The sequence below is a fragment of the Telluria sp. ZB4P34 genome, from assembly GCF_059686055.1.
This window is the reverse complement of the sequence record NZ_JCASIF010000017.1, coordinates 1-22,231: the sequence shown is the minus strand read 5'-3', so window position 1 is coordinate 22,231 and position 22,231 is coordinate 1. Positions and strand designations below refer to the sequence as shown.

21 protein-coding genes are annotated in these 22,231 nt (G+C 66.2%); 14 read left to right on the top strand and 7 right to left on the bottom strand.

What is annotated here, in order from left to right; all coding sequences use genetic code 11:
* Positions 1 to 2 precede the first annotated feature (2 nt).
* Positions 3 to 1,898, top strand: a complete 1,896-nt coding sequence (locus AC56KL_RS20065; RefSeq protein WP_497181939.1) for a TOL_0244 family TonB-dependent receptor — start codon at positions 3 to 5, stop codon at positions 1,896 to 1,898.
* A gap of 116 nt (positions 1,899 to 2,014) precedes the next feature.
* On the opposite strand, the gene purB is transcribed toward AC56KL_RS20065, so the two are convergent.
* Positions 2,015 to 3,406, bottom strand: coding sequence for an adenylosuccinate lyase (purB, locus tag AC56KL_RS20060; RefSeq protein ID WP_497181938.1), 1,392 nt, complete (start codon positions 3,404 to 3,406; stop codon positions 2,015 to 2,017).
* Between the two features lie 156 nt (positions 3,407 to 3,562).
* Between purB and AC56KL_RS20055 the strand changes: the two genes are divergently transcribed.
* Both AC56KL_RS20055 and AC56KL_RS20050 read left to right on the top strand, forming a co-directional pair.
* Positions 3,563 to 4,177, top strand: a complete 615-nt coding sequence (locus tag AC56KL_RS20055) for a glutathione S-transferase C-terminal domain-containing protein (protein ID WP_497181937.1) — start codon at positions 3,563 to 3,565, stop codon at positions 4,175 to 4,177.
* Positions 4,174 to 5,115, top strand: coding sequence for a PfkB family carbohydrate kinase (locus AC56KL_RS20050; protein ID WP_497181936.1), 942 nt, complete (start codon positions 4,174 to 4,176; stop codon positions 5,113 to 5,115). The genes AC56KL_RS20055 and AC56KL_RS20050 overlap by 4 nt, the downstream gene beginning before the upstream one ends.
* A 54-nt stretch (positions 5,116 to 5,169) precedes the next feature.
* Here the strand turns inward: AC56KL_RS20050 and bfr are convergent, their stop codons facing one another.
* Both bfr and AC56KL_RS20040 read right to left on the bottom strand, forming a co-directional pair.
* Positions 5,170 to 5,640, bottom strand: a complete 471-nt coding sequence (gene bfr / locus AC56KL_RS20045; RefSeq protein WP_027866505.1) for a bacterioferritin — start codon at positions 5,638 to 5,640, stop codon at positions 5,170 to 5,172.
* A gap of 264 nt (positions 5,641 to 5,904) precedes the next feature.
* Positions 5,905 to 6,114: a (2Fe-2S)-binding protein gene (locus AC56KL_RS20040; protein ID WP_497181935.1), complete on the bottom strand. Its 210-nt coding sequence runs from the start codon at positions 6,112 to 6,114 to the stop codon at positions 5,905 to 5,907.
* 234 nt (positions 6,115 to 6,348) lie between these two features.
* Here AC56KL_RS20040 and AC56KL_RS20035 point away from each other — a divergent pair, with 234 nt between their 5' ends.
* Genes AC56KL_RS20035 through AC56KL_RS20025 form a run of 3 tightly spaced genes read left to right on the top strand, consistent with a single transcriptional unit; the run spans position 6,349 to position 8,763 of the window.
* Positions 6,349 to 6,606, top strand: coding sequence for a FeoA family protein (locus tag AC56KL_RS20035; RefSeq protein WP_497181934.1), 258 nt, complete (start codon positions 6,349 to 6,351; stop codon positions 6,604 to 6,606).
* Between the two features lie 2 nt (positions 6,607 to 6,608).
* Complete coding sequence (feoB, locus tag AC56KL_RS20030) at positions 6,609 to 8,489, top strand: ferrous iron transporter B (protein ID WP_497181933.1); 1,881 nt, start codon at positions 6,609 to 6,611, stop codon at positions 8,487 to 8,489.
* A gap of 13 nt (positions 8,490 to 8,502) precedes the next feature.
* Entirely contained in the window at positions 8,503 to 8,763 is a 261-nt protein-coding gene (locus AC56KL_RS20025) for a DUF6587 family protein (RefSeq protein WP_497181932.1), read from the top strand.
* Between the two features lie 5 nt (positions 8,764 to 8,768).
* Here AC56KL_RS20025 and AC56KL_RS20020 read toward each other — a convergent pair whose 3' ends face one another.
* Positions 8,769 to 9,071: a COG4315 family predicted lipoprotein gene (locus tag AC56KL_RS20020; protein ID WP_497181931.1), complete on the bottom strand. Its 303-nt coding sequence runs from the start codon at positions 9,069 to 9,071 to the stop codon at positions 8,769 to 8,771.
* Positions 9,072 to 9,191: 120 nt separating this feature from the next.
* Positions 9,192 to 10,082, bottom strand: coding sequence for a DUF72 domain-containing protein (locus AC56KL_RS20015; protein WP_497181930.1), 891 nt, complete (start codon positions 10,080 to 10,082; stop codon positions 9,192 to 9,194).
* A 92-nt stretch (positions 10,083 to 10,174) separates the two neighbouring features.
* On the opposite strand from AC56KL_RS20015, the gene AC56KL_RS20010 reads away from it, so the two are divergent.
* From AC56KL_RS20010 to AC56KL_RS19980, 7 genes are all read left to right on the top strand, one after another.
* Positions 10,175 to 10,858 carry a glutathione S-transferase gene (locus tag AC56KL_RS20010; protein WP_497181929.1) on the top strand — a complete coding sequence of 228 codons (684 nt, stop codon included), beginning with the start codon at positions 10,175 to 10,177 and terminating at the stop codon, positions 10,856 to 10,858.
* Between the two features lie 99 nt (positions 10,859 to 10,957).
* Positions 10,958 to 12,586: a DUF1800 domain-containing protein gene (locus AC56KL_RS20005; protein ID WP_497181928.1), complete on the top strand. Its 1,629-nt coding sequence runs from the start codon at positions 10,958 to 10,960 to the stop codon at positions 12,584 to 12,586.
* On the top strand, positions 12,586 to 13,938 hold the full coding sequence (locus tag AC56KL_RS20000) for a DUF1501 domain-containing protein (protein WP_497181927.1): 1,353 nt from the start codon (positions 12,586 to 12,588) through the stop codon (positions 13,936 to 13,938). Before AC56KL_RS20005 ends, AC56KL_RS20000 begins: the two co-directional genes overlap by 1 nt.
* A gap of 5 nt (positions 13,939 to 13,943) precedes the next feature.
* Positions 13,944 to 16,541: a DUF4214 domain-containing protein gene (locus tag AC56KL_RS19995; RefSeq protein WP_497181926.1), complete on the top strand. Its 2,598-nt coding sequence runs from the start codon at positions 13,944 to 13,946 to the stop codon at positions 16,539 to 16,541.
* Positions 16,538 to 17,515: a DUF4214 domain-containing protein gene (locus AC56KL_RS19990; RefSeq protein WP_497181925.1), complete on the top strand. Its 978-nt coding sequence runs from the start codon at positions 16,538 to 16,540 to the stop codon at positions 17,513 to 17,515. Before AC56KL_RS19995 ends, AC56KL_RS19990 begins: the two co-directional genes overlap by 4 nt.
* Positions 17,516 to 17,586: 71 nt before the next feature.
* Complete coding sequence (locus tag AC56KL_RS19985) at positions 17,587 to 18,372, top strand: 5'-3' exonuclease (RefSeq protein ID WP_497181924.1); 786 nt, start codon at positions 17,587 to 17,589, stop codon at positions 18,370 to 18,372.
* Positions 18,373 to 18,396: 24 nt separating this feature from the next.
* On the top strand, positions 18,397 to 18,792 hold the full coding sequence (locus AC56KL_RS19980) for an ANTAR domain-containing response regulator (protein WP_497181923.1): 396 nt from the start codon (positions 18,397 to 18,399) through the stop codon (positions 18,790 to 18,792).
* Here the strand turns inward: AC56KL_RS19980 and AC56KL_RS19975 are convergent.
* The gene (locus AC56KL_RS19975; RefSeq protein ID WP_497181922.1) at positions 18,789 to 19,400 is read right to left on the bottom strand and encodes a hypothetical protein; all 612 of its coding nucleotides are present in this window, start codon (positions 19,398 to 19,400) and stop codon (positions 18,789 to 18,791) included. The two genes, AC56KL_RS19980 and AC56KL_RS19975, sit on opposite strands and share 4 nt — an antisense overlap.
* Positions 19,401 to 19,461: 61 nt before the next feature.
* Entirely contained in the window at positions 19,462 to 20,157 is a 696-nt protein-coding gene (locus AC56KL_RS19970; protein WP_497181921.1) for a GAF domain-containing protein, read from the bottom strand.
* 180 nt (positions 20,158 to 20,337) lie between these two features.
* On the opposite strand from AC56KL_RS19970, the gene AC56KL_RS19965 reads away from it, so the two are divergent.
* A complete protein-coding gene (locus AC56KL_RS19965) occupies positions 20,338 to 22,098 on the top strand; it encodes a putative bifunctional diguanylate cyclase/phosphodiesterase (RefSeq protein WP_497181920.1) in 1,761 nt (586 codons plus the stop codon).
* Positions 22,099 to 22,231 lie beyond the last annotated feature (133 nt).

Below are 22,231 nucleotides of genomic sequence, written 5' to 3'. Positions count from 1 at the left end.
CTATGCTGGCGCTTCCCGCGCTTGCCGACAATCTCGACAACCGGCCCGAGAACCTGGCCGACCTGACGATCGAAGAGCTGGCCAATATTCCGGTGATGTCGGTGTCGAAGCGGCCGGAGCGCCTGCAGGATGCAGCCGCGGCCGTGTTCGTCATCACGGGCGACGACATCCGCCGCTCGGGCGCCGCCACGCTTCCCGAAGCACTGCGCCTGGCGCCGAACCTGCATGTCGCGCGCATCAACGGCTACGCCTATTCGATCAGTGCGCGCGGCATGAACACGAGCGGCAACAGCTACTCCAACAAGCTGCTGGTGCTGATCGACGGCCGCTCGGTTTACACGCCGCTGTTTTCCGGGGTGTTCTGGGACGCGCAGGAAGTGCTGCTGGAGGACGTCGAGCGCATCGAGGTCATCAGCGGACCGGGCGGGGTGCTGTGGGGCCTGAACGCCGTCAACGGCGTCATCAACATCACTACTCGCTCCGCGCGTGACACCCAGGGCAGCCTGGCGGTGCTGCAGGCCGCGACCGACGGCGTCACGGCGAGCTTCCGCCACGGCGGCGCCACCGCCGGCGGCATCGCCTGGCGCGCCTTCGGCAAGACCACGCGGCGCGAAGACAGCGATCTGGCCAGCGGCAGGCCGGTCGACGACGCCTACCGCCGCACCCTGGTGGGCGCACGCGCCGACTGGGAGCGGGGGCCGGACCGTTTCAGCCTGATCGGCAACGCCTACCGCGGCCGCTTCGACCAGCCGGCCCCCGGCGAGATCAATGCCCCCGGCGTGCCAATCACCCTGGGCAAGGTGCGTTCCGACGGCGTCAACCTGACCGCGCGCTGGGAGCATGCGCTGGACGACGGCGGCAGCCTGATGACGCAGGCCTACTTCGACCACACGCTGCGCCGCGCCGCGCCGCTGTTCGGCGAGCGCCTGTACACGACCGACCTGCAGTTCCAGCACACGCTGGCGCCGGCGGGCCGCCACCGGATCGTATGGGGCGCGAACTACCGCCACAGCCGCGACCGGGTCGACAACACCGCCGTCGTCGCCTTCCTGCCGGCGCGCACCACGCAGCAGTGGGCCAGCCTGTTCGCGCAGGATGAGATCGCGCTGCGCGATGACTGGTACCTGACCCTGGGCAGCCGCCTGGAATACAACGAGTACACCGGCGTCGAATGGCTGCCGAGCGCGCGCCTGTCGTGGCGCCTGTCGCCCCAGCACGCGCTGTGGGCGGCGGCCTCGCGCACCGTGCGCGCGCCGTCGCGGCTCGACGTCGACGCCTACCTGCCGGGACGCGCGCCGTTCCTGCTGCGCGGCGGGCCGCACGTACGCGGCGAGGTGGCGCAGGTGTTCGAGCTGGGCTACCGCGGCAATCCGGTGGCGCCGCTCGCGTATTCGGTGACGCTGTTCCACCACGATTACGACTACCTGCGCACCACCGAAAGCGATCCGCGCGGCTTCATCGTCTTCGACAGCCTGATGGAAGGGCGCTCCAGCGGCATCGAGGCCTGGGGCAGTTGGCAGGCGGCGCCGCGCTGGCGCCTGTCGGCCGGCTGGACGGCGATGAAACAGAAGCTGCACCTGAAGCCCGGCAGCCGCGACCTTGGCGCCACGCGCGTGGCGGACCGCGATCCGGCGCACACCTTCCAGCTGCGCTCCGTCTACGGCATCGACGACCGGCGCGACGTCGAGTTCACCCTGCGCAAGGTGGCGGGCAAGTCCTTCCCCGAAGTGCCGGCCTACACGGCCCTGGACGCGCGCTTCGGCTGGCGCATCCGTCCGGGACTGGAAGTGGCCGTGACCGGCGAGAACCTCACCGGCGGGCATGGGGAATACGGGACGATCGTGTACCGTGCCGAGATCGAGCGGCGGCTCGGCGTGAAAGTGATGTGGGAGTATTGAAGGTTTCGTAGGGTGGTCGGCTCTGCCGACCGCGCGTTCAACCAGTGGGAGAACAGCCGCGCGGGCAGCATTCCCGTGACTTGAACGCGCGGACGGCGAAGCCGTCCACCCTACGTTTAGATGGCCGCCGCCAGCTCGGCCGCCAGGCCGGTATAGTTCGCCGGCGTCATCGCCAGCAGCAGGTCCCTGGCGTCCTGCGGAATCGCCAGCTTGCCGATGAACTCCTGCAGCGCGTCGCGGGTGATGCCCTTGCCGCGGGTGAGTTCCTTCAACTGCTCGTACGGGTTCTCGATGCCGTAGCGGCGCATCACGGTCTGCACCGGCTCGGCCAGCACTTCCCAGCTCGCGTCCAGGTCCGCTTCCAGGCGGGCCGCATTCACTTCCAGCTTGTTCAGGCCGCGCAGGCAGCTGTCGTAGGCCAGCAAGGCGTAGCCGAAGCCGACGCCGATGTTGCGCAACACGGTCGAATCGGTCAGGTCGCGCTGCATGCGCGAGACCGGCAGCTTCTCGGCCATGTGGCGCAGCACCGCGTTGGCCAGGCCCAGGTTGCCCTCCGAGTTTTCGAAGTCGATCGGGTTGACCTTGTGCGGCATGGTCGACGAGCCGATTTCGCCGGCTTTCAGTTTCTGCTTGAAGTAACCCAGCGAGACGTAGGTCCAGATGTCGCGGTTCAGGTCGAGCAGGATGGTGTTGGCGCGCGCGATGGCGTCGAACATCTCGGCCATGTAGTCGTGCGGCTCGATCTGGATGGTGTACGGATTGAACACGAGTCCCAGGCGGTTCTCGATCACGTCCTTCGAAAACGCCGGCCAGTCGAAGCCCGGGTAGGCCGACAGGTGCGCATTGTAGTTGCCGACCGCGCCGTTCATCTTGCCGAGGATCTCGACGTCGGCGATGCGCCTGGCGGCGCGCTGCAGTCGCGCGACCACGTTGGCGAATTCCTTGCCCAGGGTGGTCGGGCTGGCGGTCTGGCCGTGGGTGCGCGACAGCATCGGCAGCGCGGCGTTGGTGTGCGCGATCTCGGTCAGCCTGGCGATGATGTTCTGGAGCGCCGGCAGCAGCACGCCGTCGCGCGCGCTTTTCAGCATCATGCCGTGCGAGGTGTTGTTGATGTCTTCCGAGGTGCAGCCGAAGTGGATGAATTCGCTCGCCGCCACCAGTTCCGGCACGTCCTTCACCTGCTCCTTGAGCCAGTACTCCACCGCCTTGACGTCATGGTTGGTGACCGCCTCGATCTCCTTGATGCGCGCGGCTTCGGCTTCGCCGAAGTGTGCGGCCATGCGCTCGAGGTGAGCGTTCGCTTCCGGCGAAAATGGCTTGATCTCCGGGAAGCCAGCCTGCGACAATGCCTGCAGCCAGGCGATTTCGACCTTCACGCGGTGGTGCATGAAGCCCGCTTCCGACAGGATCGGGCGCAGCTTGTCGGTTTTCGAGGCGTAGCGGCCGTCCAGCGGAGACAGGGCCGACAAGGTAGCCGACGGGGCAGATGAGGATACGGTAGAGGTCATGGCGGGCGGTCCGTGCAAAAACGCGGATTTTACCACCGGGAAGGGCGCGCGGCCTTGTGCGCGCCCTTCCCCGGGGCCCGGATGGGGCCGCCTGGCGCAGACGGACGCCGGATCGCCGGTGCTATACTGGCACCCAATCTTCTTACCCGGGCATGTATGAAACTCATCGGTTCCTTCACCAGTCCCTTTGTGCGAAAAGTCCGCGTCGTGATGGCGGAAAAAAAGCTCGATTTCAGCTTTGAACAGGAAAACGTCTGGGTTCCGGAGACCATGATCCAGCAGGTCAACCCCTTGGGCAAGATTCCCTGTCTCGTCATGGAAGACGGCAGCACGCTGTACGACTCGCGCGTGATCGCCGAGTACCTCGACACCATCTCCCCCGTGTGCAAGCTGTTGCCGCCGAACGGCCGTGACCGTACCGAAGTCAAGGTATGGGAAGCGCTGGCCGACGGCGTGCTCGATGCCGCCATCCTCGTCTTCCTCGAGCGGCGCGAACGCGCGCCTGAGCAGCAAAGCGCCAAGTGGATCGAGCGCCAGATGAGCAAGGTGCATGCGGGCCTGCGCGAGATGTCCACCAGGCTGGGCGACGCCACCTACTGCATGGGTGTCCACTACACGCTGGCCGACGTCGCGGCCGGCTGCGCGCTGGGCTGGCTTGCCTTCCGCTTCCCCGACATCGACTGGCGCACCGACTACCCGAACCTGGCGCGCCTGGCCGACAAACTCGCCGAGCGCGCGTCGTTCCGCGATACCGTGCCCTTCGTCGCGTGAGCGCCCAGGCATCATCCATCGCCACCACCGTCGTATTCGGCGAAGCGCTGGTCGACGACTTCACGACCGAACAGGTGGTCGGCGGCGCGCCCTTCAACGTCGCCCGCCACCTGGCCGCCTTCATGGCGCCGCAGCTGATGCTGACCCGGATCGGCAACGACAAGGCAGGGCAGGCGGTGCGCGCCGAGTTCGAACGCTTCGCGATGAGCGAAGCCGGGCTGCAGCTCGACGCCATCGAGGAAACCGGCCGCGTGCTGGTGGAGCGCAGCGCGCGCGGCCACCGCTTCACGATCCTGCCGAACCAGGCCTACGATTTCATCGACCGCGCCGAGGCCAGGGCGGCGCTGGCAGGGACGCAGCCGGGCATCTTCTATTTCGGCACGCTGGCCCAGCGCAACGAGCGCTCGCGCGCCACATTGACGTCGCTGATCGACGCCACGCCGGCCCTGCGCTACCTCGACCTGAACCTGCGCGACGGCCAGGTCGACGAGCGCGTGGTGACGCGCTCGCTCCAGGCAGCCAACATCGCCAAGGTCAACGAAGAAGAACTGCAGGCGATGTTCGGGTGGTACTTCCAGATGAAGCCGAACGATCCGCCGCTGGCGGCCGACGAGGTGCACGCCTCCTGCCAGGCGCTGCTGCAGATGTTCTCGCTCGATGCGCTGATCGTCACGCTGGGGCACCGCGGCTCGGTGTACTTCGGCGCGGACGGCCAGGTGCTGATGCACCGTGACAATCCGGCGCCGCCCTTCGTGATCGACACGGTCGGGGCGGGCGACGCCTTCTCGGCGATTTTCCTGCTGGGGAAGATGCGGGACTGGCCGCTCGACGCCAGCCTGGCGCGGGCCAACGAATTCGCGGGGGCGATCTGCGCGATTCCCGGGGCGGTGCCGCGGGACCTGGGGTTCTACGACCAGTGGATGAGGAAGTGGCGCTGAAAAAACGAAACCCCGCACCGGCGGGGTTTTTCTTTAGCAGCAGCGCAAGAACGCTTATTCGCTGATCTGGCTCTGCAGGTAGTTCTGGATGCCGACCTTCACGATCAGGTCCAGCTGGGTCTCCAGCCACTCGATGTGCTCTTCGGTATCCTCGAGGATCATCAGGAACAGGTCGCGGGTCACGTAGTCAGCAGCCGCTTCCGCCGCCGCGATGCCTTCCTTGACCGTCACCTGGGCCGCGCGCTCGAGCTTGAGGTCGCATTCCAGCATTTCCTGGGTCGATTCGCCGATCAGCAGCTTGTGCAGCGCCTGCAGGTTCGGCAGGCCGTCGAGCATCAGGATGCGGTCGATCAGCTTGTCCGCGTGCTTCATCTCGCCGATCGATTCGTCGTATTCCTTCTTGGCGAGCTTGCCGAAACCCCAGTGGCGGTACATGCGCGCGTGCAGGAAGTACTGGTTGATCGCGGTGAGTTCGTTGGTCAGCTGTGCGTTCAGCAAACGGAGAACGTTCTGGTCGCCTTTCATGTGATGCCCTTGATGATTTTGAATGGGCTCCATGATAGCAAACAAGCAGTCGAATTCCGGTCGAAATGCCGCGAAAAAGCCGAAAAATCCCCCTGAAATGCGCGAAAAATCGTGAATGTCGAGCGGAATAAAAACCGTTCTCAGTCCACTCTGAAAACGCTTCTCAGTACCGCGCCAAACAGGGAAAACAAGGGCGAAAAAAAGCCCCGCTGGAGGCGGGGCCGTGAGAGATGATTGGGTTGGCCGGCGCTGCAGCGGGCGCAATCAGGCGGCCTGCGGGACGCGCCGCACTTCGGTCACCGTGGTCTTGCTGTCGAGGTGTTCGTGCAGAACTTCGCGTGCATAGCTGACGCACTTGCCGCACATGGTGCCGACGCCCAGTTCCTTGTGCAGTTCGGCCACCGAGGTGATGCCCAGGTCGACGGCCTGGCGGATTTCACGGTCGGAGATGTTGTTGCAGACACAGACGATCATGTGGTGGTCACCCTTGCTGATTTTGCTACAAAACGCGAATCATTCTCATTTGCGTTGCCATTTTCTGTAAACTCGACGGCGAACGCAAGTGGTTTTTACGTATCGTGCGCACTTTTTTGCGCTTGACGGCCCATCCATGTCAGGCTGCAAATAGAAATAATTCGCATTTAGGTTTATCATGGCAGTATCGTTCCAGGCGCTGTCTCATCGGCGCCACAACCTTTGGAAGCTGCCATGACCCTAGCCCCCGCCCTGACCACCCTCGACTCGCTGAAAGCGGGCCAGAGCGCTACCGTCGTCCACCTGGCGCCGCATGCCCCGCAGGGCGGCTTCGACGTCCAGCGCCGCCTGATGGAACTGGGCTTCGTGCCGGGTGAGCGCATCCGCGTGCTCAAGCGCGTGCTGGGCGGTCCGCTGGCGGTCAAGGTCGGCGAGTCGACCTTCGCACTGCGCCGCTTCGAAGCGGCGCTCGTCTCGATCAAGCCGGAATAAGCATGGGCGTGATGGAACAGCAGGTGGCGTCGCGCACGCCGCTGGTCGCCTTGCTCGGCAATCCGAATTGCGGCAAGACCGCGCTCTTCAACCGTCTCACCGGTGCGCGCCAGAAAGTCGCGAACTATGCCGGCGTGACCATCGAGCGCAAGGAAGGCAGCTTCACCTCGCCGCAGGGCCGCGCCTTCCGCGTCCTCGACCTGCCGGGCGCCTACAGCCTCAGTGCGCAGACGCCGGACGAAGCCATCACGCGCGACGTGGTGGCCGGCCTGCGCGCCGGCGAGGCCGCGCCCGACGCCATCCTGTGCGTGGTCAACGCCACCAACCTGCGCCTGAACCTGCGCCTCGTACTGGAACTCCAGCGTCTCGGACTGCCGATGGTGCTGGTCCTGAACATGGTCGACGTGGCGAAAAAGCGCGGCATTGCCATCGATACCGCCAAACTCTCCGCGGAACTCGGCATGCCGGTGGTCGAAACCGTCGCCATCCAGTCGGGCGGGGAGCAGGCCCTGCTGGCCGCGCTGGACCGCATGCGCTTCGATGCGCCGGTCAAGCCGCAACCGCTCTCGGCCATCGACGCGGTGCCGGTCGAGCAGACCCAGCGTGAAGTGCGCCGCATCCTGGACCTGGCCGTCTCGGCCAGCGGCGACCGCGGCAACCTGACCGAAAAGATCGACAACGTGGTGCTGCACCCGGTCGCAGGCCCGGTCATCCTGGCCGCGCTGATGTTCCTGATCTTCCAGGCCGTGTTCAGCTGGGCCGGCACGCCGATGGACCTGATCGAGGCAGGGGTGGGGCTACTGGGCGAACAGGTCGGCCTGCTGCTGGGCGAAGGCGTGCTGCACAGCCTGATCGTGGACGGCATCATCGCCGGCGTCGGCAGCGTGCTGGTGTTCCTGCCGCAGATCCTGATCCTGTTCTTCTTCATCCTGCTGCTGGAAGACGTGGGCTACCTGCCGCGCGCCGCCTTCCTGCTCGACCGCATCATGGGCAGCGTGGGCCTGTCCGGCCGCGCCTTCCTGCCGCTACTGTCCTCGTTTGCCTGCGCGATTCCCGGCATCATGGCCGCCCGCACCATCCAGAATCCGCGCGACCGCCTGGTGACGATCATGATCGCGCCCCTGATGACCTGCTCGGCGCGACTACCCGTATATGCGCTCCTGATCGCCGCCTTCATCCCGGACCGCATCGTCGCCGGCGGCCTCAACCTGCAGGGCCTGGTGCTGTTCGCGCTGTACATGGCCGGCATCCTGAGCGCGATGGCGGTGGCCTGGTTCATGAAGCGCCGCAGCGAGTACAAGCAGCAGGCCCTGATGCTCGAACTGCCGGCCTACCACTGGCCGCAGCCTGGCGCGCTGGCCTCGGGCCTGTGGGAACGCGCCAAGATCTTCCTGAAGCGCGTCGGCACCCTGATCCTCACCATGATGATCCTGCTGTGGGTGCTGTCGAGCTTCCCGGGCGCGCCGGAAGGCGCCACCCACCCGCCGATCTACTACAGCGTGGCCGGCATGATCGGCCGTGCCCTGGAAGTCATCCTGGCGCCGATCGGCTTCGGCTGGGAGATCGGGATCGCCCTGGTGCCGGGCATGGCCGCCCGCGAAGTGGCGGTCGGCGCGCTGGCACAGGTTTACGCCCTGTCGGGCGGCGACGAAGCCGCCAGCGCGCTGGCGCCACTGGTCGCGCAATCGTGGTCGCTGGCCACCGGCCTGTCGCTCCTTACCTGGTACGTCTACGCGCCACACTGCCTGCCGACGCTGGCTACCGTGGCGCGCGAGACAGGCAATCGCCGCTATGCCTGGATCATGGCTGGCTACATGTTCGGCCTGGCCTACGTGGCGGCCTTCATCGTCTACCGCGTGACGCTGTTCGTCACGGGAAGCTGAGGGGCGCCCGGGTATGTGGCAGGAGTTGATCGCCGGGATCATCGTCGCGCTGGCCGTGCTGTACGTCGGCGCGAAGTACCTGCCGGACAGCTGGCGCCGCGCGATCGTGCACCGCCTGTCGCAAGGCGGGCGGCAATCGGGGCTGGTGAAGTGGCTGGATACGTCGGCCAGCTGCGGCAGCGGCTGCAAGAGCTGCAATACCTGCGGCCCGACCGAGCCGGCGCCGCCTGCCGCCGGTAAAGGCAAGGTCATCAAGATCCACGAGCGGCGCTAGGGCGTTCAGGGCTCCGCCACGCGGACGACGTGCCAGACGCCACCCACGCTATCGCCGGTCCTGTCTCCCGCATTCTTGTCCTTCACGAAGGTGTACAGCGGCTTGCCGCCGTGCGCCAGCTGCTTGCTGCCGTCCGCGCGCGTGAGCACGGAGTAGGGCGGGCGCGGGCTGCCCGCGGCGATGACGGGCGGCCAGTGTTTCGCACAGGTGGCGACGCAACTGCTCTTGCCGCTGCCGGCCTCATCCTTGTCATACGTGTAGACCGTCATGCCGGCGGCATTGACGAGCACACCGTTTGCGATTTTCAAGGGTGCGCTCTCGGCAGCGAGCAGGGCGGCAGGCAACAACAGGGCTGTGGCAAGGGTACTTACTCGAAGCAAGATCATGATGTTCTCCCGGGCGGTGTACGCCTGGGATAGACAGCAGTTTCACCCGGCCGTTCCATGCAAGTCTTCCACGGCCTTGATCAGCCTCAGCGCGTCGTAGGGCGCGTGCACCTTGATGTCATTGTCGAAGTAGCAGTAGACGTCGCGCGCTCGCGCAGCCGGGGGCGGCGTGCGGGAGACGAGCCGCGCACCGGCCGGTTGCCGGCCCTGGCGCCAGGCATGGATGCGCGCGGCCCAGGCGGCGATCGACGCGTCTTCGTAGCCGCTCGCATATAACTCCTTGTCGCCATGCAGGCGGATGTAGACGAAATCCGCGGTCACGTCCTCGCACAGGGGCCAGCGGCCGGCCGTGTCGGCCACCACCAGCGCCACGTTGTAGCGGCGCAGCATCGCAATGAAGGCCGGGTCCATGAAGCTTTCGTGGCGGATCTCCACCGCATGGCGCATCGGGCGCTTTGGCCCGGCCTCGAGCGCCACCCGGCCTTCCATGCGCGGCTGGTACTGCAGGGCCAGCTCCAGGGCGCTGTCGGTGTCCTGGGGCAGCAGCGACAGGAAGCGCTCGAAGCGTTGTGGCTCGAATTTTACGATGGGGGGAAATTGCCACAGGAAGGGACCGAGCTTCTCGCGCAGTGCGAATACGCCCGAGGCCAGCACATTGGCCAGCGGGCCTTCGATGTCCTTCAGCTTGAGCATGTGGGTGATGAAGCGGTTGCCCTTCACCGCGAACACGAAGCCGGGTGGCGTGGCCGCATGCCAGGCGGCATAGCTCTCGGGCCGCTGCAAGGAATAAAAGGAACCGTTGATCTCGATGGTGGGCAGCCGGCTGGCCGCGTATGCGAGCTCGCGGTGCTGGACCAGTCCCTTCGGATAGAACACGCCGCGCCACGGCGCGTAGCGCCAGCCGGAGATGCCGATGTGGACCGATCCGCTCATGGACACAGCATACGATGCCCCGCCCGCCGCATCTGTTAAGGCGCGCACGGCATGCTAAGCTGGCGGCCTGTCGAATTCCCCGGGGAAAGCCCATGATCGTCGTCCACCATCTGAACAACTCGCGCTCGCAGCGCATCCTGTGGCTGCTCGAGGAGCTCGGACTCGACTACGAGATCAAGAAATACCAGCGCGACCCGAAGACCATGCTGGCGCCGCCGGAACTCAGGGCCGTGCATCCGCTCGGCAAGTCGCCGGTGATCACCGACGACGGCCCGGGCGAGTACATTGTTGTGGCGGAGTCCGGCGCCATCGTCGAATACCTCACCAGGCGCTACGGCAACGGACGCCTGGTGCCGGCCGAAGGTACGCCCGAGCGCCTGCGCTACACCTACTATCTGCACTTCGCTGAGGGCTCGGCGATGCCGCCCTTGCTCATGAAGCTGGTCTTCGACAAGGTCGAGAACGGCCCGCTGCCGTTTTTTGCGAAACCGATCGCGCGCGCCATTGCACGCAAGGTCAAGGAAAGCTTCATCAACCCGAATATCCGCAACCAGCTCGATTTCCTGGAAAGCGAACTGGGCAAGTCCGAATGGTTCGCCGGCGAGGAATTCAGCGCCGCCGACATCCAGATGAGCTTTGCGCTGGAAGCGGCCGCCTCGCGCGGTGGACTGGGCAGCCAGTATCCAAAGCTGTCGGCTTTTCTGCAGCGGATCCATGCGCGCCCGGCCTATGGGCGCGCCCTGGAGCGAGGCGGAAAGTACGACTATGCGAAGTGAGTAGGTTTTTAACCACAAGTGTGAAAATTATTAAATCTTGGTAGGTGTTTGTGAATTCTAGCGTGCAATAATCTCAGCAATATCCTTGCTGGAGTTCACATGCCCACCTTCTTGCGCCCGTCCCGCTCGCGGGCATGGCTGATTCCTGTCGTCCTGGCGCTTGCCGCCGGATGCAACCGCGACGCCGGCCAGCCGGCTCCCCAGTTCAGCGCTTCGGCCGGCCAGGTCAAGGCGGTGGCAAGCACCCCGGTGACCCGTTATGCGGCGGCACGCTTCGCCGACCAGGTCAGCTTCGGCGCCACGCCGGCGCTCGTGGCGGACATCCAGGCCAAGGGCTTCGAGCGCTGGATCGACGAGCAATTTGCGCTGCCGGTGTCGCTGATCGACCCTAGCCCGATCGCAAGATACGACAGCCAGATATTTGAACAGGCGAACAACGCCTACATTTTCATGAACGCGCAGTTGTATGGGTCGTTCATCAATGCACCGGACCAGCTGCGTCGGCGTGTCAGCTGGTCGCTGTCGCAATTCATCGTCACGTCGGTCAACAAAGTCAGCCCCTACGGTGGCCTGGCCTACTCGAATTTCCTGCAGAAGCACGCATTTGGCAATTACGGCGAGCTGATCCGTGCAGTGACGATAAACCCATCCATGGGTGTGTTCCTGGACAACCTCGAGAATCGTCCGACCAGCGACGAATGCCGCTGGTGCGCGCCGAACGAGAACTATGCGCGCGAGCTGCTGCAGCTATTCACCTTGGGCGTCGTCAAGCTTAACCTCGACGGCAGCATCCAGCGCGACCAGGCCGGCAAACCGATCGAGACCTATAGCCAGAAGGACGTGGAAGAGCTGGCGCGTGCCCTGACCGGCTGGCGCCGGAATGGCGACTTCGAGGGTACTGATTTTCGCAGCTATGACGGCGAGCTGATTCCCGATACCTGGCGCGCGGCACATGACCGCGGCGCCAAGGTGGTTCTGGGACGCGCCTTTCCCGCCGGCGTAGAGGCGCGACAGGAACTCGATACCATCGTTTCGCTCCTGATGGCGCACCAGAACATCGCGCCTTTCGTCAGCCTGCGCCTGATCCAGCACCTGGTCACGAGCGATCCAAGCCCTGCTTATATCGCGCGCGTTGCTACGGTATTCCGCAGTAGCGGCGGCGACATGAAAGCACTGATCAAGGCGGTCCTGCTCGACGCCGAGGCACGTCGGGGAGACCAGATCGGCGCCGATACCGCGGAATTTGGCAAGATGCGCGAACCTCTCTTGTGGTACACAGGCCTGCTGCGCGGACTCGGCTGCACCCGCAGGTTGAACTGGCGTGATGGCGGCGCTATCCAGCCGTCCCAGAATCCTTTCGATCCAGCTAGCGTGTTCAGCTTCTACGCGCCGACCGATCGCGCACCGGGCAGCAACCTGCTCGCGCCCGAGCAGCGGCTGCTGAATGCAAGCGAGCTCTCTTTCCGCCTCACTACCGGCCTGGCGGATGGCGGCCAGCAGGCGAGCGCTTTCTGCGATGTGGATGCATTCGGCCGTGCGTACAGCAATTCGCCCCAAGCTTTTGCCGATCTCGTCAGCGAACGTTTCTTCCGTGGCGCCATGCCCGCCACGCTTCGCCAGAACCTGATCGAACTCGCCCCTACCACCTGGGGAGCCAGCCCTAACCAAAAAGCGATCAGCCTGCTCCAATTCGCACTGGCGACGCCCTACTATGGAGTGATCCACTAATGGACCGCCGCCACTTTCTCCGTTTCGCCGGCACGGCGCCGGTCGTCAGCCTGCTCGGCGCATCGAGCCTGCTTGAATCCGGTCCGGCCCTGGCGGCTGGCGACGATTACCGCGCCCTGGTCGTCGTCTTCCTCACCGGCGGCAACGATGGCCTGAACAGCCTGGTGCCTACCGACGGCGCCTACAACGACTATGCCGCCGCGCGTCCCGAACTGGCACTCAACAAGAGCGTGCTGGCATCCATGTCGGGCAGCAGTGGCGGACATACCTACGGCATGCATCCGGCCCTGGCGCCGCTGGCGCAGCTCTACAACAGCGGCCGCCTCGCCTGGATTGCCAATGCCGGCCCGCTGGTGGCGCCGGCGACGGCGCGCCAGGTGATTGAACGTACCGTCTCGGTGCCTTCCTTTCTGCTGTCGCACAGCGACCAGGTGATGTGGCAACAGGGCTGGCTGGGCGACAGCGATCTCAGCGGCTGGGCCGGGCGCGGACTCGAGCTACTGCCGACCTCGCTGCGCAATCAGGCAAATGCAGTAACGATGAACAACGACCGGACCCTGGTCCTCGGCCGCAATTCGCCGGTGTCCTTCCTCAGCGCCTGGGACTCGCGCTATTGGGGACAGGCCGACCTGGCCCAGCCGCAGGCGCCGGCGGCCCAGGCGCTGAACCGGATGGCGCGTTGGCAGTTCGCCAACAAGTATCAGGCAGAGTATGCGCGCACCTTTGGCGGCGCCGTCACCGAATCGACGCTGTTCACCCAGGTCAGTCTTCTGGCCAAGGCGCCATCCGGCAATTTCGGCAGCGATGAACTATCGCGCTCGCTGCGCAAGCTGGCGTCCCTGCTGCCCGTGTTCAAGCAGCGCGGTTTCAAGCGCCAGGTGTTCCTGGTCCAGTGGGGTTCCTTCGACACCCATGCGGCCCAGCGCGGGACCGCCCCGGTCAGCCAGGACGCCCAGTTGGCTACCCTGGCGAAAGCACTGCAGGCGTTCGACCAGTCGAACATCGCGGCCGGCATGGACCAGAACGTGATCTCGTTGATGATGACCGATTTTGGACGCACCCTGCGCCAGGCCTCCGGCGGCGGCAGCGATCACGCCTGGGGCAATCACTGGTTCGCCATGGGCGGCCCGGTGCGCGGCAGCCAGGTGGTCGGCACCTTGCCGAGCTTGACGCTGAAAGGCCCCGACGATTCCGACCCGAACGGCGGAGGACGCTTCGTCCCGACTATTTCGACCGATCAGGTCGGCGCCACGCTGATGCAGTGGCTCGGCGTGCCGTCGTCGGACTTCGACAAGGTCTTCCCTAATCTGGCCAACTTCAGCCAGAAGACCATCAACCTCCTGCATGCCTAGACCTCATGGAAATCAAGCTCACGGACGGCGATGACCAGTTCACGCACACCAAGGTCGAGGACCAGTGGGACGACATCTGGGGCCAGGGCGGCAACGATGTCATCCGGGTCTATTTGGGAAACATCATCGGCGGCGCTGGCAATGACCGTATCGAACAGCTGCCGAGCAGCGACTGGTGGCGCTCTCTGATCGCCGCCTACTGGGACAGTCCCGGCGCTGTCGTCGTCGACCTCGAAGCCGGATGGGCGCAGGACGGCTGGGGAACCCGCGATACGCTGGTCGACGTGCGCCGTGTCGGCGGCAATTGGAACGACAGCACCTTTTATGGCAGCCGCCTGGACAACGAGTTCTACGTCGGGGGTGGCAAGACCATCGTGGATGGCCGAGATGGTGACGACCTGATCAACATGCCGGATTTCATCGGTGAAAATGGCGGAGTTCCAGTTAAATTTTCCGATTTACAGATCTCGGTGTCGGTCGACGGCCGCAGCGGTACCATCACCTTTGCCGGCAGGAAAGAATTCCAGATTACGTTCAGCAACGTGGAGCGGCTGCGCATCGACAGGTCAGATCTCATCGTCACAGTTGCCGACTTCATCCAGCCCGAACAAATGGCGCGCGAGGGCCTCACTGGTCTGGACAGCCAGCGCTGGAACGTCGCAACCGGGCTAGGCACATCTGTCGAACTCACTTTCGCCTTCGCCACTGCCGCGCCGGAAGGCGGCCCCGGCGCCACCGGTTTCGCCGCCTTCACCGAAGCGCAGAAGGCCGCCGTGCGCGCCATTCTCGACAGCGTATCGAAGCTCACCGGCCTGAGCTTCCGCGAAGTAGCGCCGGGCGCTTCCAAGCTGCTGTTCGGCGCCAGTGCCCAGGCCAATACCAAAGGCGTGGCTGCCATGCCGGGCATGGCCAACGCCGGGCAGGTCTGGATGGACATCGATTCGCTGCGCGACCTGACGCCCGGGAGCGAAGGCTACGCGGCGCTGCTGCACGAAATCGGCCATGCGCTCGGCCTGCGCCACCCGCGCAACGTCGATGCGGGCGACCTGTGGAGCGCGCAGTGGCGCGAGCAGGACGACGTCACCAGCTACTCGGTAATGGCCCACGGCGCCAGCAGCGATGGCCTGTTTCCCTCGACCTGGGGCGCACTCGACATTGCGGCCTTGCGCTATCTGTACGGTACGCGCGCCGTGGACACTACCGACACGGTCTACAAGCTTGACGCCGCGCGCTTCAACGGCCAGACCAGCATCACCGATGACGGCGGCAACGACACTATCGACGCGTCAGGCTCGATGATCGGCGTGTCGATCGACCTGACCCCGGGCGCGCTGTCGAGCGTGGGCGTCACGAAAGCCGGCGCAGTGGCGGTCGATAACCTGGCCATCACCCCGGGCAGCTGGATCGAAACCGTCACCGGCTCGCAATACGACGACGTCCTCACCGGCAACGCCCGCGACAACAGCCTGCGTGGCGGCCTGGGCAACGACTGGATCGACGGTGGTGCCGGCACCGACATCGCCGTGTTCGAAGGGCAGCGCACCGACTATCTGCTCAGCACCGGGTTCGGCAAGGTCTTCGTCACTGCACGCGACGGCAGCGCCGGCTTCGATACCCTGGTGAACATCGAGAAGCTGCAGTTCGCCGATGGCAGCATCGGCTTTAACGCGGCCGGTCTCGCAGCCGATGCCAGCATCGCGGTCGACCAGAATGCGGCGACGTCGGGCAAGCTCCCGGATGCGAGCAATGGTGCCTCGGTCAGCTACCTGCTCAAGACCGCACCGCTCTACGGCAGCCTGACCCTGACGCCGGCCGGCGATTATGTCTATACGCCACAGCGTGGCTATGCGGGCGAAGACCACTTCGTCTTTACCGTTACCGATGCCAAAGGCAGCAACGACTACATCGGCTTCGTCGCCGTGCGCCAGATATCGGGCAGCGTGAGCGGCGGCAACGGCAACGATAATCTGGCCGGCTCGGCAGGAGACGATACCATTTTCGCGGGCGCCGGCAGCGACCGCATCGCTGGAAGCAGCGGATCCGACCAGATCGATGGCGGCGCCGGCGTCGACTTCGTGACGTATGAAGGGGCGCGCACGGGAGTCAGCTTTGCGCGCAACCAGGACGGCAGCATCCGCGCGACCAAGGCCGGCGGTGTCGACCACCTGATCGGCGTCGAGCGCGTGCTGTTCGGCGACAAGAGCGCGGTGGCTTTCGACATCGACGGCGCCGCTGGGATGACCTACCGTATCTACCAGGCCGCCTTCGACCGTCCCGCCGACGCCGGAGGGCTGGGCTTCTGGATGTTCAATCTCGACCACGGCACGAGCGTGGTGTCGGTGGCAGAAGGTTTCCTTTCCTCGGCAGAAGCAATCGCGAAGTTCGGGGCCAACCCGACTGCCGAGGAATACGTCGGGAAGCTGTACAACAACGTGCTGCACCGTGCGCCGGAGCAGGCGGGCTTCGACTTCTGGGTCAAGGCCATCAAGGCCGGCTTCTCGCGCGCCGACCTGCTGGCGCAGTTCGCCGAGAGCGCCGAGAACCGGGCCCAGGTCATCGCCGCGATCGAGGGTGGTATCGAGTACAACCCGTACAGCCCATGATGCCGGCCCGTTCCCTGCGCACCGTCGCGGCGCTGGCCGGCACTGCCGCGCTGCTGGCCGGCTGCGGCGGCAATGCCGTGGACGACGCCGCGCCGGCGGCGCGCACCGCCAGCGCCACCGGCATCGCGCTGGACGAGACCGACCACATGCGCATCGCCCAGCGGCTCTACCTGGCCTACCTCGGCCGCGCCGCCGACCCGGAGGGCCTGGCCTTCTTCAAGGGCGCCAGCCGCGCCGCCGGCCTGTCGACGGACATGCGGGCCATGAGCGCGCGCTACGCCGGCGACCCCGGCCTGCGCCAGGTGCTCGACAGTCTCGCCGGCAGTCCGGAAGCCGCGGCCCTGTATGCGGGCAGCGATGCGGCGGCGGTGGCTGCCATGTACCGCAACCTGTTCAACCGCGACGCCGACTCTGGCGGGCTGGCCTTCTGGGCCGGCCTGCTCTCCAGCGGGACACTCACGCGCGGCCAGGTGCCGGTGGCGCTGCTGGCCGGCGCGCACGCCGGCGATCTTGCCGTGTTCGAGCGCAAGGTGGACGTGGCGGCAGCCTTCACCGCCGCACTCGACACGCCGGAGCGCGCCGCCATCTACCACGGCGATGCCGCCGGCGCGGCGCTGCGCCAGGTGCTGGCCCGCGTGACGGCCGCCACCAGCGAGGCCGAAGGCGCCGCATTGGTGAACGAAGCCCTGCTCATGGTCGCCGCATCGCCGGCCTTCCCGAAAGTCGCAGCGATCGTGCGTGCGCGCTGCGTGGCCTGCCATTCAGTGACTCCGACGATGCGCGGCTTCCACAGCGCCCCACGCGGCATCCGCTTCGACACCCAGGACCAGATCCGGGCCGACGCCTACCGCATCTACGTGAACGTGGTCCAGACCCAGTTCATGCCTTACGGGAACCAGACCAATATGACGCAGGCCGAGCGCGCCGTCGTGCGCGCGTGGTACGAACAGGAAGTGCAGGGCGCGGCGCAATGACGCGCTGCTAGGCGGCGCGCGCTGCCCGGTTTATCATGGCGGCGCCGCAACCACCCCGACACCGTACCACCATGGACAAACAGGGAAAGCTGCTCGCGATCGACGGCCTGAACATCGTGCGCCGCGTGTATGAAGCCAGCCCCGAACCGGATTCCGACCTGAAGGCCAGCATCGCGCTGCGCCATGCGTTCTCGTCCTTCCGCACGGTGCTGGAAACGCATGCGCCGACCCACGTGCTGGCGGCCTTCGACTACGGCGGGCCGAACTGGCGCCACGCCCTGTACCCGCGCTACCGCGAGGGACGTGCGCCCATGCCCGCGCCGCTGCGCGAGGCCCTGCCCGGATTCCACGAGCGCCTGCGCCAGGCCGGCCTGCACGTGCTGGCGCTGCCCGAGGTCGAGGCCGACGACGTGATCGCCACCGGCGTCATGCGCTGGCTGCAGGAAGGGCGGGGCGAGGCCATCGTCGCCACCACCGACAAGGACCTGCACATCCTGATCGCGCAGGGTGCGCTGGTGTGGGACCATTTCAGGAACGAATGGCACGACGATGCCTGGGTACGCCAGCGCTTCGGCGTGGCGCCCGAGCTGCTGCACGACCTGCTGGCGCTGATGGGCGACCCGACCGACGGCGTGCCGGGCGTGTCGAAGATCGGCATGAAGACGGCGGCGCGCCTGCTCAATGCCTACGGCGGCCTGGACGCCGTGATGGCCGGCGCCGGCATCCTCAAGACGCCCCTGGGCGAAAGGCTGCGCGCCGAGCGTGAGATACTCGCCCTGTCGCGCCGGCTGGTCGAGCTCAAGCTGGACGTGCGGCTGGGGGTCACCTGGAACATGCTCGCGTATGAATTGCACTGAGGTGGAAATGGAAGGGATGAGACGATGCTCAAGGCATTGATCGTGGACGGCAGCGCCATCGCGCGCGGCCTGCTTAACACCGTGCTGACGGACGGCGGCTACGAGGTGGTCGCCCAGGGGCACACCGGCGCGGCCGGCCTGCTGATGGCGATGAAGCACCGCCCGCAGATCGTCTGCATCGCCCGCGAACAGGTCGAGGACGGCAGCCGCATCGTCGAGGAACTGCGCGTGCAGCTGCCGAAGGCGATGATCTTCATCGTGTCCGGCACGCTCGACGCCGGCGCCATCCAGGATGCGCTCGGGCGCGGCGTGCATGGCTTCATCGTCAAGCCGTTCAAGGCCGACGCCGTGCTCAAGACCATCCGCAATACCGTGATTGCTTTCGTCCGCAAGCAGCAGGCGGCTGCTTCGCCGGACTAGTAGCGGGTCTCGGCCGCGGGAAGTTTGATGAAAGGCTGCGGCTTGTCGCCGCGCGTCCACCCGGCCAGGTCGATCCCCGCGGACGGCGGCGCCAGTTCGCCGGCACGGTATTCTCCCTTCACCAGCAGCTTGCCCCGTTCGCTGATGGTGTAGCGGATCGTACCGCCAATATCGCGCGCGGCGCTGACGCCGATGCGTTCGCGGCCAAGTTCGAGCAGCTTCGCCGTCTCCGTTTCCGGCACCGTATCCGGGCCTTCAGGAAAGGCCAGGCCCAGCAGGTGGATGCCCATGATCGCCCCTTCGGGCAGGTGAAGGAAGGGATTGCGGCCGGGCGGCTGGTCTGGCGGTACGCCCTGGAACCACACGCCGCCGGGCGTGACCAGCATGCGCTGGGTTTCCGACGGCCGTGTGACTTCGACCAGGGTCGTGTCGTCGTCATGGAAACGCAGGCTGATCGTGTCGGTCGGGGTGACGATCGTGAGCACGCCGACGCATTCCCACTTGAGTACGCGGCCGCTGCATGCGCCGGGGACAAGACCAGCGGCCGCGGGAAGGGCGCCCAACAGCGCGGCGGAAAGCAGGAGCGAGAAAAGGAAGGGCGGACGCATGGCATCTCCGGGAGAGCTGACCGCGGGAGGCGGCCACGCCATGCTAGCACGCCATCGGGTATCAGCCGCGCCGCTTGATTTCTTCCGACGCGATCGCGGCCAGCTCGCGCAGCGCGCGCAGTTCGCGCTCGCGCAGCCGGCGCGGTTCGCGGTCGAGCACGCACAGGGTGCCGAAGCGCTGTCCCTGTGCATCTTCCAGCGGCACCCCGGCGTAGAAGCGCACGTGCGGCGCCGCGGTCACCAGCGGATTGGCGGCAAAGCGCGTGTCCTTGGCCGCATCGCCCACCACGAATGGCTGTCCGCTCGCCAGCGCCCCATTGCAGAACGCCCACTCGCGCGGCGTTTCCAGCAGGTCGACGCCGAAGCGGGCCTTGAACCATTGGCGCTCCGGGGTCAGCACCGTCAACAGCGCCATCGGACAGTCCGTCACCTGCGCGGCCAGGCGCGCCAGGCGGTCGAAGACTTCTTCGGGCGGCGTATCGAGCAGGACCTGGCTCGACGGCGTCTCGTAAGCGGGCAGGGGGCCTGGGACAGGTGCCGCTGCAGCTGCGCCATCCGGCTGTACCGGGACGCCGCCGCCATCACGCTGCTGCGCCTGCAGCTGGCGCACCGCGCTCAGGCGCACGCGCCGGTGTCCGCCGGGCGTCTTCCATGCCGGCAGCGCCCCGCTCTCCATCCAGATCTGGGCAGTGCTGACGGCCACCCCCAGCAGCCGGGCCGCTTCGCGCGTCGTCAGGATGGGGTCGTCCTCGATCATGGTCTTGTTAATTTGTAGTAGGTGCACGCATTCTACCCGAAACGCGACAATATTTGACGAATATGCTTGTTAGAATCGAAAATCTATTGACTTCGTGCACTATTAAGCCCAAGAATAGGGCTCGAAATCGTCAATTCCGATAAATACGTGCTCCTTTTGGGGTGCTAGCGCCAAGGCCCCATGAATACACTGTACGATCCGTTTTTGCAGGAAGCCGGCAGGCTCGATGTCCTGCGCCAGCTGGAACTGCTCGATACCGCGCCGAGCGAGGCCTTCGACCGCATCACGCGCATGGCCGCTCAGCTGTTCCAGCTGCCGATCGCCGCGGTGTCGCTGACCGACGCCGACCGGCAGTGGTTCAAGTCGAAGGTCGGCATCGGGCACAATACCATTCCGCGCCTGCGCGCGCCCTGCGCAACGGTGGCCGAGAGCGGCCAGGTGCGGGCGCTGCCCGACCTGCTCGAGGACGCCAACTTCCGCCACAGCCCGCTGGCGGAAAGCGGCATCCGCTTCTACCTGGGCGCGCCCCTGGTAACAAAGACCGGCCATTGCCTCGGCGCGATGTGCGTGCTCGGACTGGAACCGCGTTCGGTGAGCGAGGCCGACAGGGCGGCCCTGCAGGACCTGGCGGCCATGGTGATGTCGCAGATCGAACTGCAGCATGCGCTGGGCCGGATCGACCCGATCAGCGGCCTGCCCAACCGTAATCAATTCCTCGGCGACGTGGGCGACCTCGGCCTGGACGCGGAGCGCGGCAGCGCCCAACTGGCGGCCCTGGTCAGCCTGGCCAGCCCCGAGCAGTTGAGCGACGCCATGCGCGTGATGGGCAGCGCCCACCTGGACGAGATCGTGCGTTCGGCGGTGCCGGCGCTGCGCCAGCTCGCCGGCGGCGGCAAGGTCTACCACGTGGGCACGGCACAGTTCGCATTCATGGCGCCGCCGGAGTCATCGATGGTGCGCTTCAGCGGAACGCTGCTTGCCTGGCTGGGCGAACGCGCGCCTGCAAGCGGCACCCGCTTCCTGACCAGCACCACGGTGGGCCTGGTGCGCATCGCGGTCGGCGAGGACGCGCCGCTGGACGTGCTGCGCAACCTGCACAGCGCCGCCCACGATGCGCTCGCAGCCGAATCCGGCCTGCGCGTGTTCTCGCCTGAACAGGACGCCGCGTACCAGCGCCGCTTCTGGCTGATCGGCGAACTCGGGCGCGCGCTGGGGGAGCCGGGCGAGCTGCACCTGGCCTTCCAGCCGAAGGTCGACCTGGACAGCGGCGCCTGCCGCAGCGTCGAAGCGCTGCTGCGCTGGAACCACCCGTCCGAGGGAGCGCTGTCGCCGGGTGAATTCATTCCGATCGTCGAAAGCACCTCGCTGGCGCGCGCCACCACCGAGTGGGTGCTGGAAGCGGCCATGCGCCAGCTTGCCGACTGGCGCGACCTGGGCGTGGCGCTGCAGGTGGCGGTCAACGTCTCGGCCGTCAACCTCGAGGAACCGGATTTCTGCGACCGCGTGCTGGACGGCCTGGCGCGCCATGGCCTGCCGTCCGGCAGCCTGTCGCTGGAGCTCACCGAAAGCGCCCTGATGCGCAAGCCCAAGGCGGCCCAATACACCATGGAGCGGCTGGTGCGGGGCGGCGTGCAGATCGCCATCGACGACTTCGGCACCGGCTACAGCAGCCTGGCCTACCTGCAGGAGATGCCGGCCGACGTGGTCAAGATCGACCAGTCTTTCGTGCGCGGCATCGAGGGCGACGAGCGCACCCGCGCCCTGGTGACGACCATGATCAAGCTGTCGCACGACCTCGGCCACCGGGTGGTGGCGGAAGGCGTGGAGACGGAGGAAGTGGCGCAGCTGCTGCGCGCGGCGGGCTGCGACGAGGCGCAGGGTTACTACTATGGACGTCCGATGGAGCCGGCGGCGCTGGTGGCGTGGCTGGCGGGGCGTTGACGGCGGGCTGTTGTAAGGTGGTCGGCTTTGAACTGACCCCAGAAAGTTGGACACTAACTTTCTGGGGTTTTATGGGGAAGTACACACCTGCCTTCAAGCTGATTGTCGTGCAACGGTATCTTGAAGGCTCGAT

Excerpts from the sequence above, each read along its gene's own strand:
- purB (WP_497181938.1), bottom strand. The coding sequence starts at position 3,406 with ATGACCTCTACCGTATCCTCATCTGCCCCGTCGGCTACCTTGTCGGCC.
- bfr (WP_027866505.1), bottom strand. The coding sequence starts at position 5,640 with ATGAAAGGCGACCAGAACGTTCTCCGTTTGCTGAACGCACAGCTGACC.
- AC56KL_RS20035 (WP_497181934.1), top strand. The coding sequence starts at position 6,349 with ATGACCCTAGCCCCCGCCCTGACCACCCTCGACTCGCTGAAAGCGGGC.
- AC56KL_RS19975 (WP_497181922.1), bottom strand. The coding sequence starts at position 19,400 with ATGCGTCCGCCCTTCCTTTTCTCGCTCCTGCTTTCCGCCGCGCTGTTG.
- AC56KL_RS19995 (WP_497181926.1), top strand. The coding sequence starts at position 13,944 with ATGGAAATCAAGCTCACGGACGGCGATGACCAGTTCACGCACACCAAG.
- AC56KL_RS20000 (WP_497181927.1), top strand. The coding sequence starts at position 12,586 with ATGGACCGCCGCCACTTTCTCCGTTTCGCCGGCACGGCGCCGGTCGTC.
- AC56KL_RS20040 (WP_497181935.1), bottom strand. The coding sequence starts at position 6,114 with ATGATCGTCTGTGTCTGCAACAACATCTCCGACCGTGAAATCCGCCAG.
- AC56KL_RS19980 (WP_497181923.1), top strand. The coding sequence starts at position 18,397 with ATGCTCAAGGCATTGATCGTGGACGGCAGCGCCATCGCGCGCGGCCTG.
- AC56KL_RS20005 (WP_497181928.1), top strand. The coding sequence starts at position 10,958 with ATGCCCACCTTCTTGCGCCCGTCCCGCTCGCGGGCATGGCTGATTCCT.
- feoB (WP_497181933.1), top strand. The coding sequence starts at position 6,609 with ATGGGCGTGATGGAACAGCAGGTGGCGTCGCGCACGCCGCTGGTCGCC.
- AC56KL_RS20055 (WP_497181937.1), top strand. The coding sequence starts at position 3,563 with ATGAAACTCATCGGTTCCTTCACCAGTCCCTTTGTGCGAAAAGTCCGC.
- AC56KL_RS19970 (WP_497181921.1), bottom strand. The coding sequence starts at position 20,157 with ATGATCGAGGACGACCCCATCCTGACGACGCGCGAAGCGGCCCGGCTG.
- AC56KL_RS19990 (WP_497181925.1), top strand. The coding sequence starts at position 16,538 with ATGATGCCGGCCCGTTCCCTGCGCACCGTCGCGGCGCTGGCCGGCACT.
- AC56KL_RS20010 (WP_497181929.1), top strand. The coding sequence starts at position 10,175 with ATGATCGTCGTCCACCATCTGAACAACTCGCGCTCGCAGCGCATCCTG.
- AC56KL_RS19965 (WP_497181920.1), top strand. The coding sequence starts at position 20,338 with ATGAATACACTGTACGATCCGTTTTTGCAGGAAGCCGGCAGGCTCGAT.
- AC56KL_RS20065 (WP_497181939.1), top strand. The coding sequence starts at position 3 with ATGCTGGCGCTTCCCGCGCTTGCCGACAATCTCGACAACCGGCCCGAG.
- AC56KL_RS19985 (WP_497181924.1), top strand. The coding sequence starts at position 17,587 with ATGGACAAACAGGGAAAGCTGCTCGCGATCGACGGCCTGAACATCGTG.
- AC56KL_RS20015 (WP_497181930.1), bottom strand. The coding sequence starts at position 10,082 with ATGAGCGGATCGGTCCACATCGGCATCTCCGGCTGGCGCTACGCGCCG.
- AC56KL_RS20025 (WP_497181932.1), top strand. The coding sequence starts at position 8,503 with ATGTGGCAGGAGTTGATCGCCGGGATCATCGTCGCGCTGGCCGTGCTG.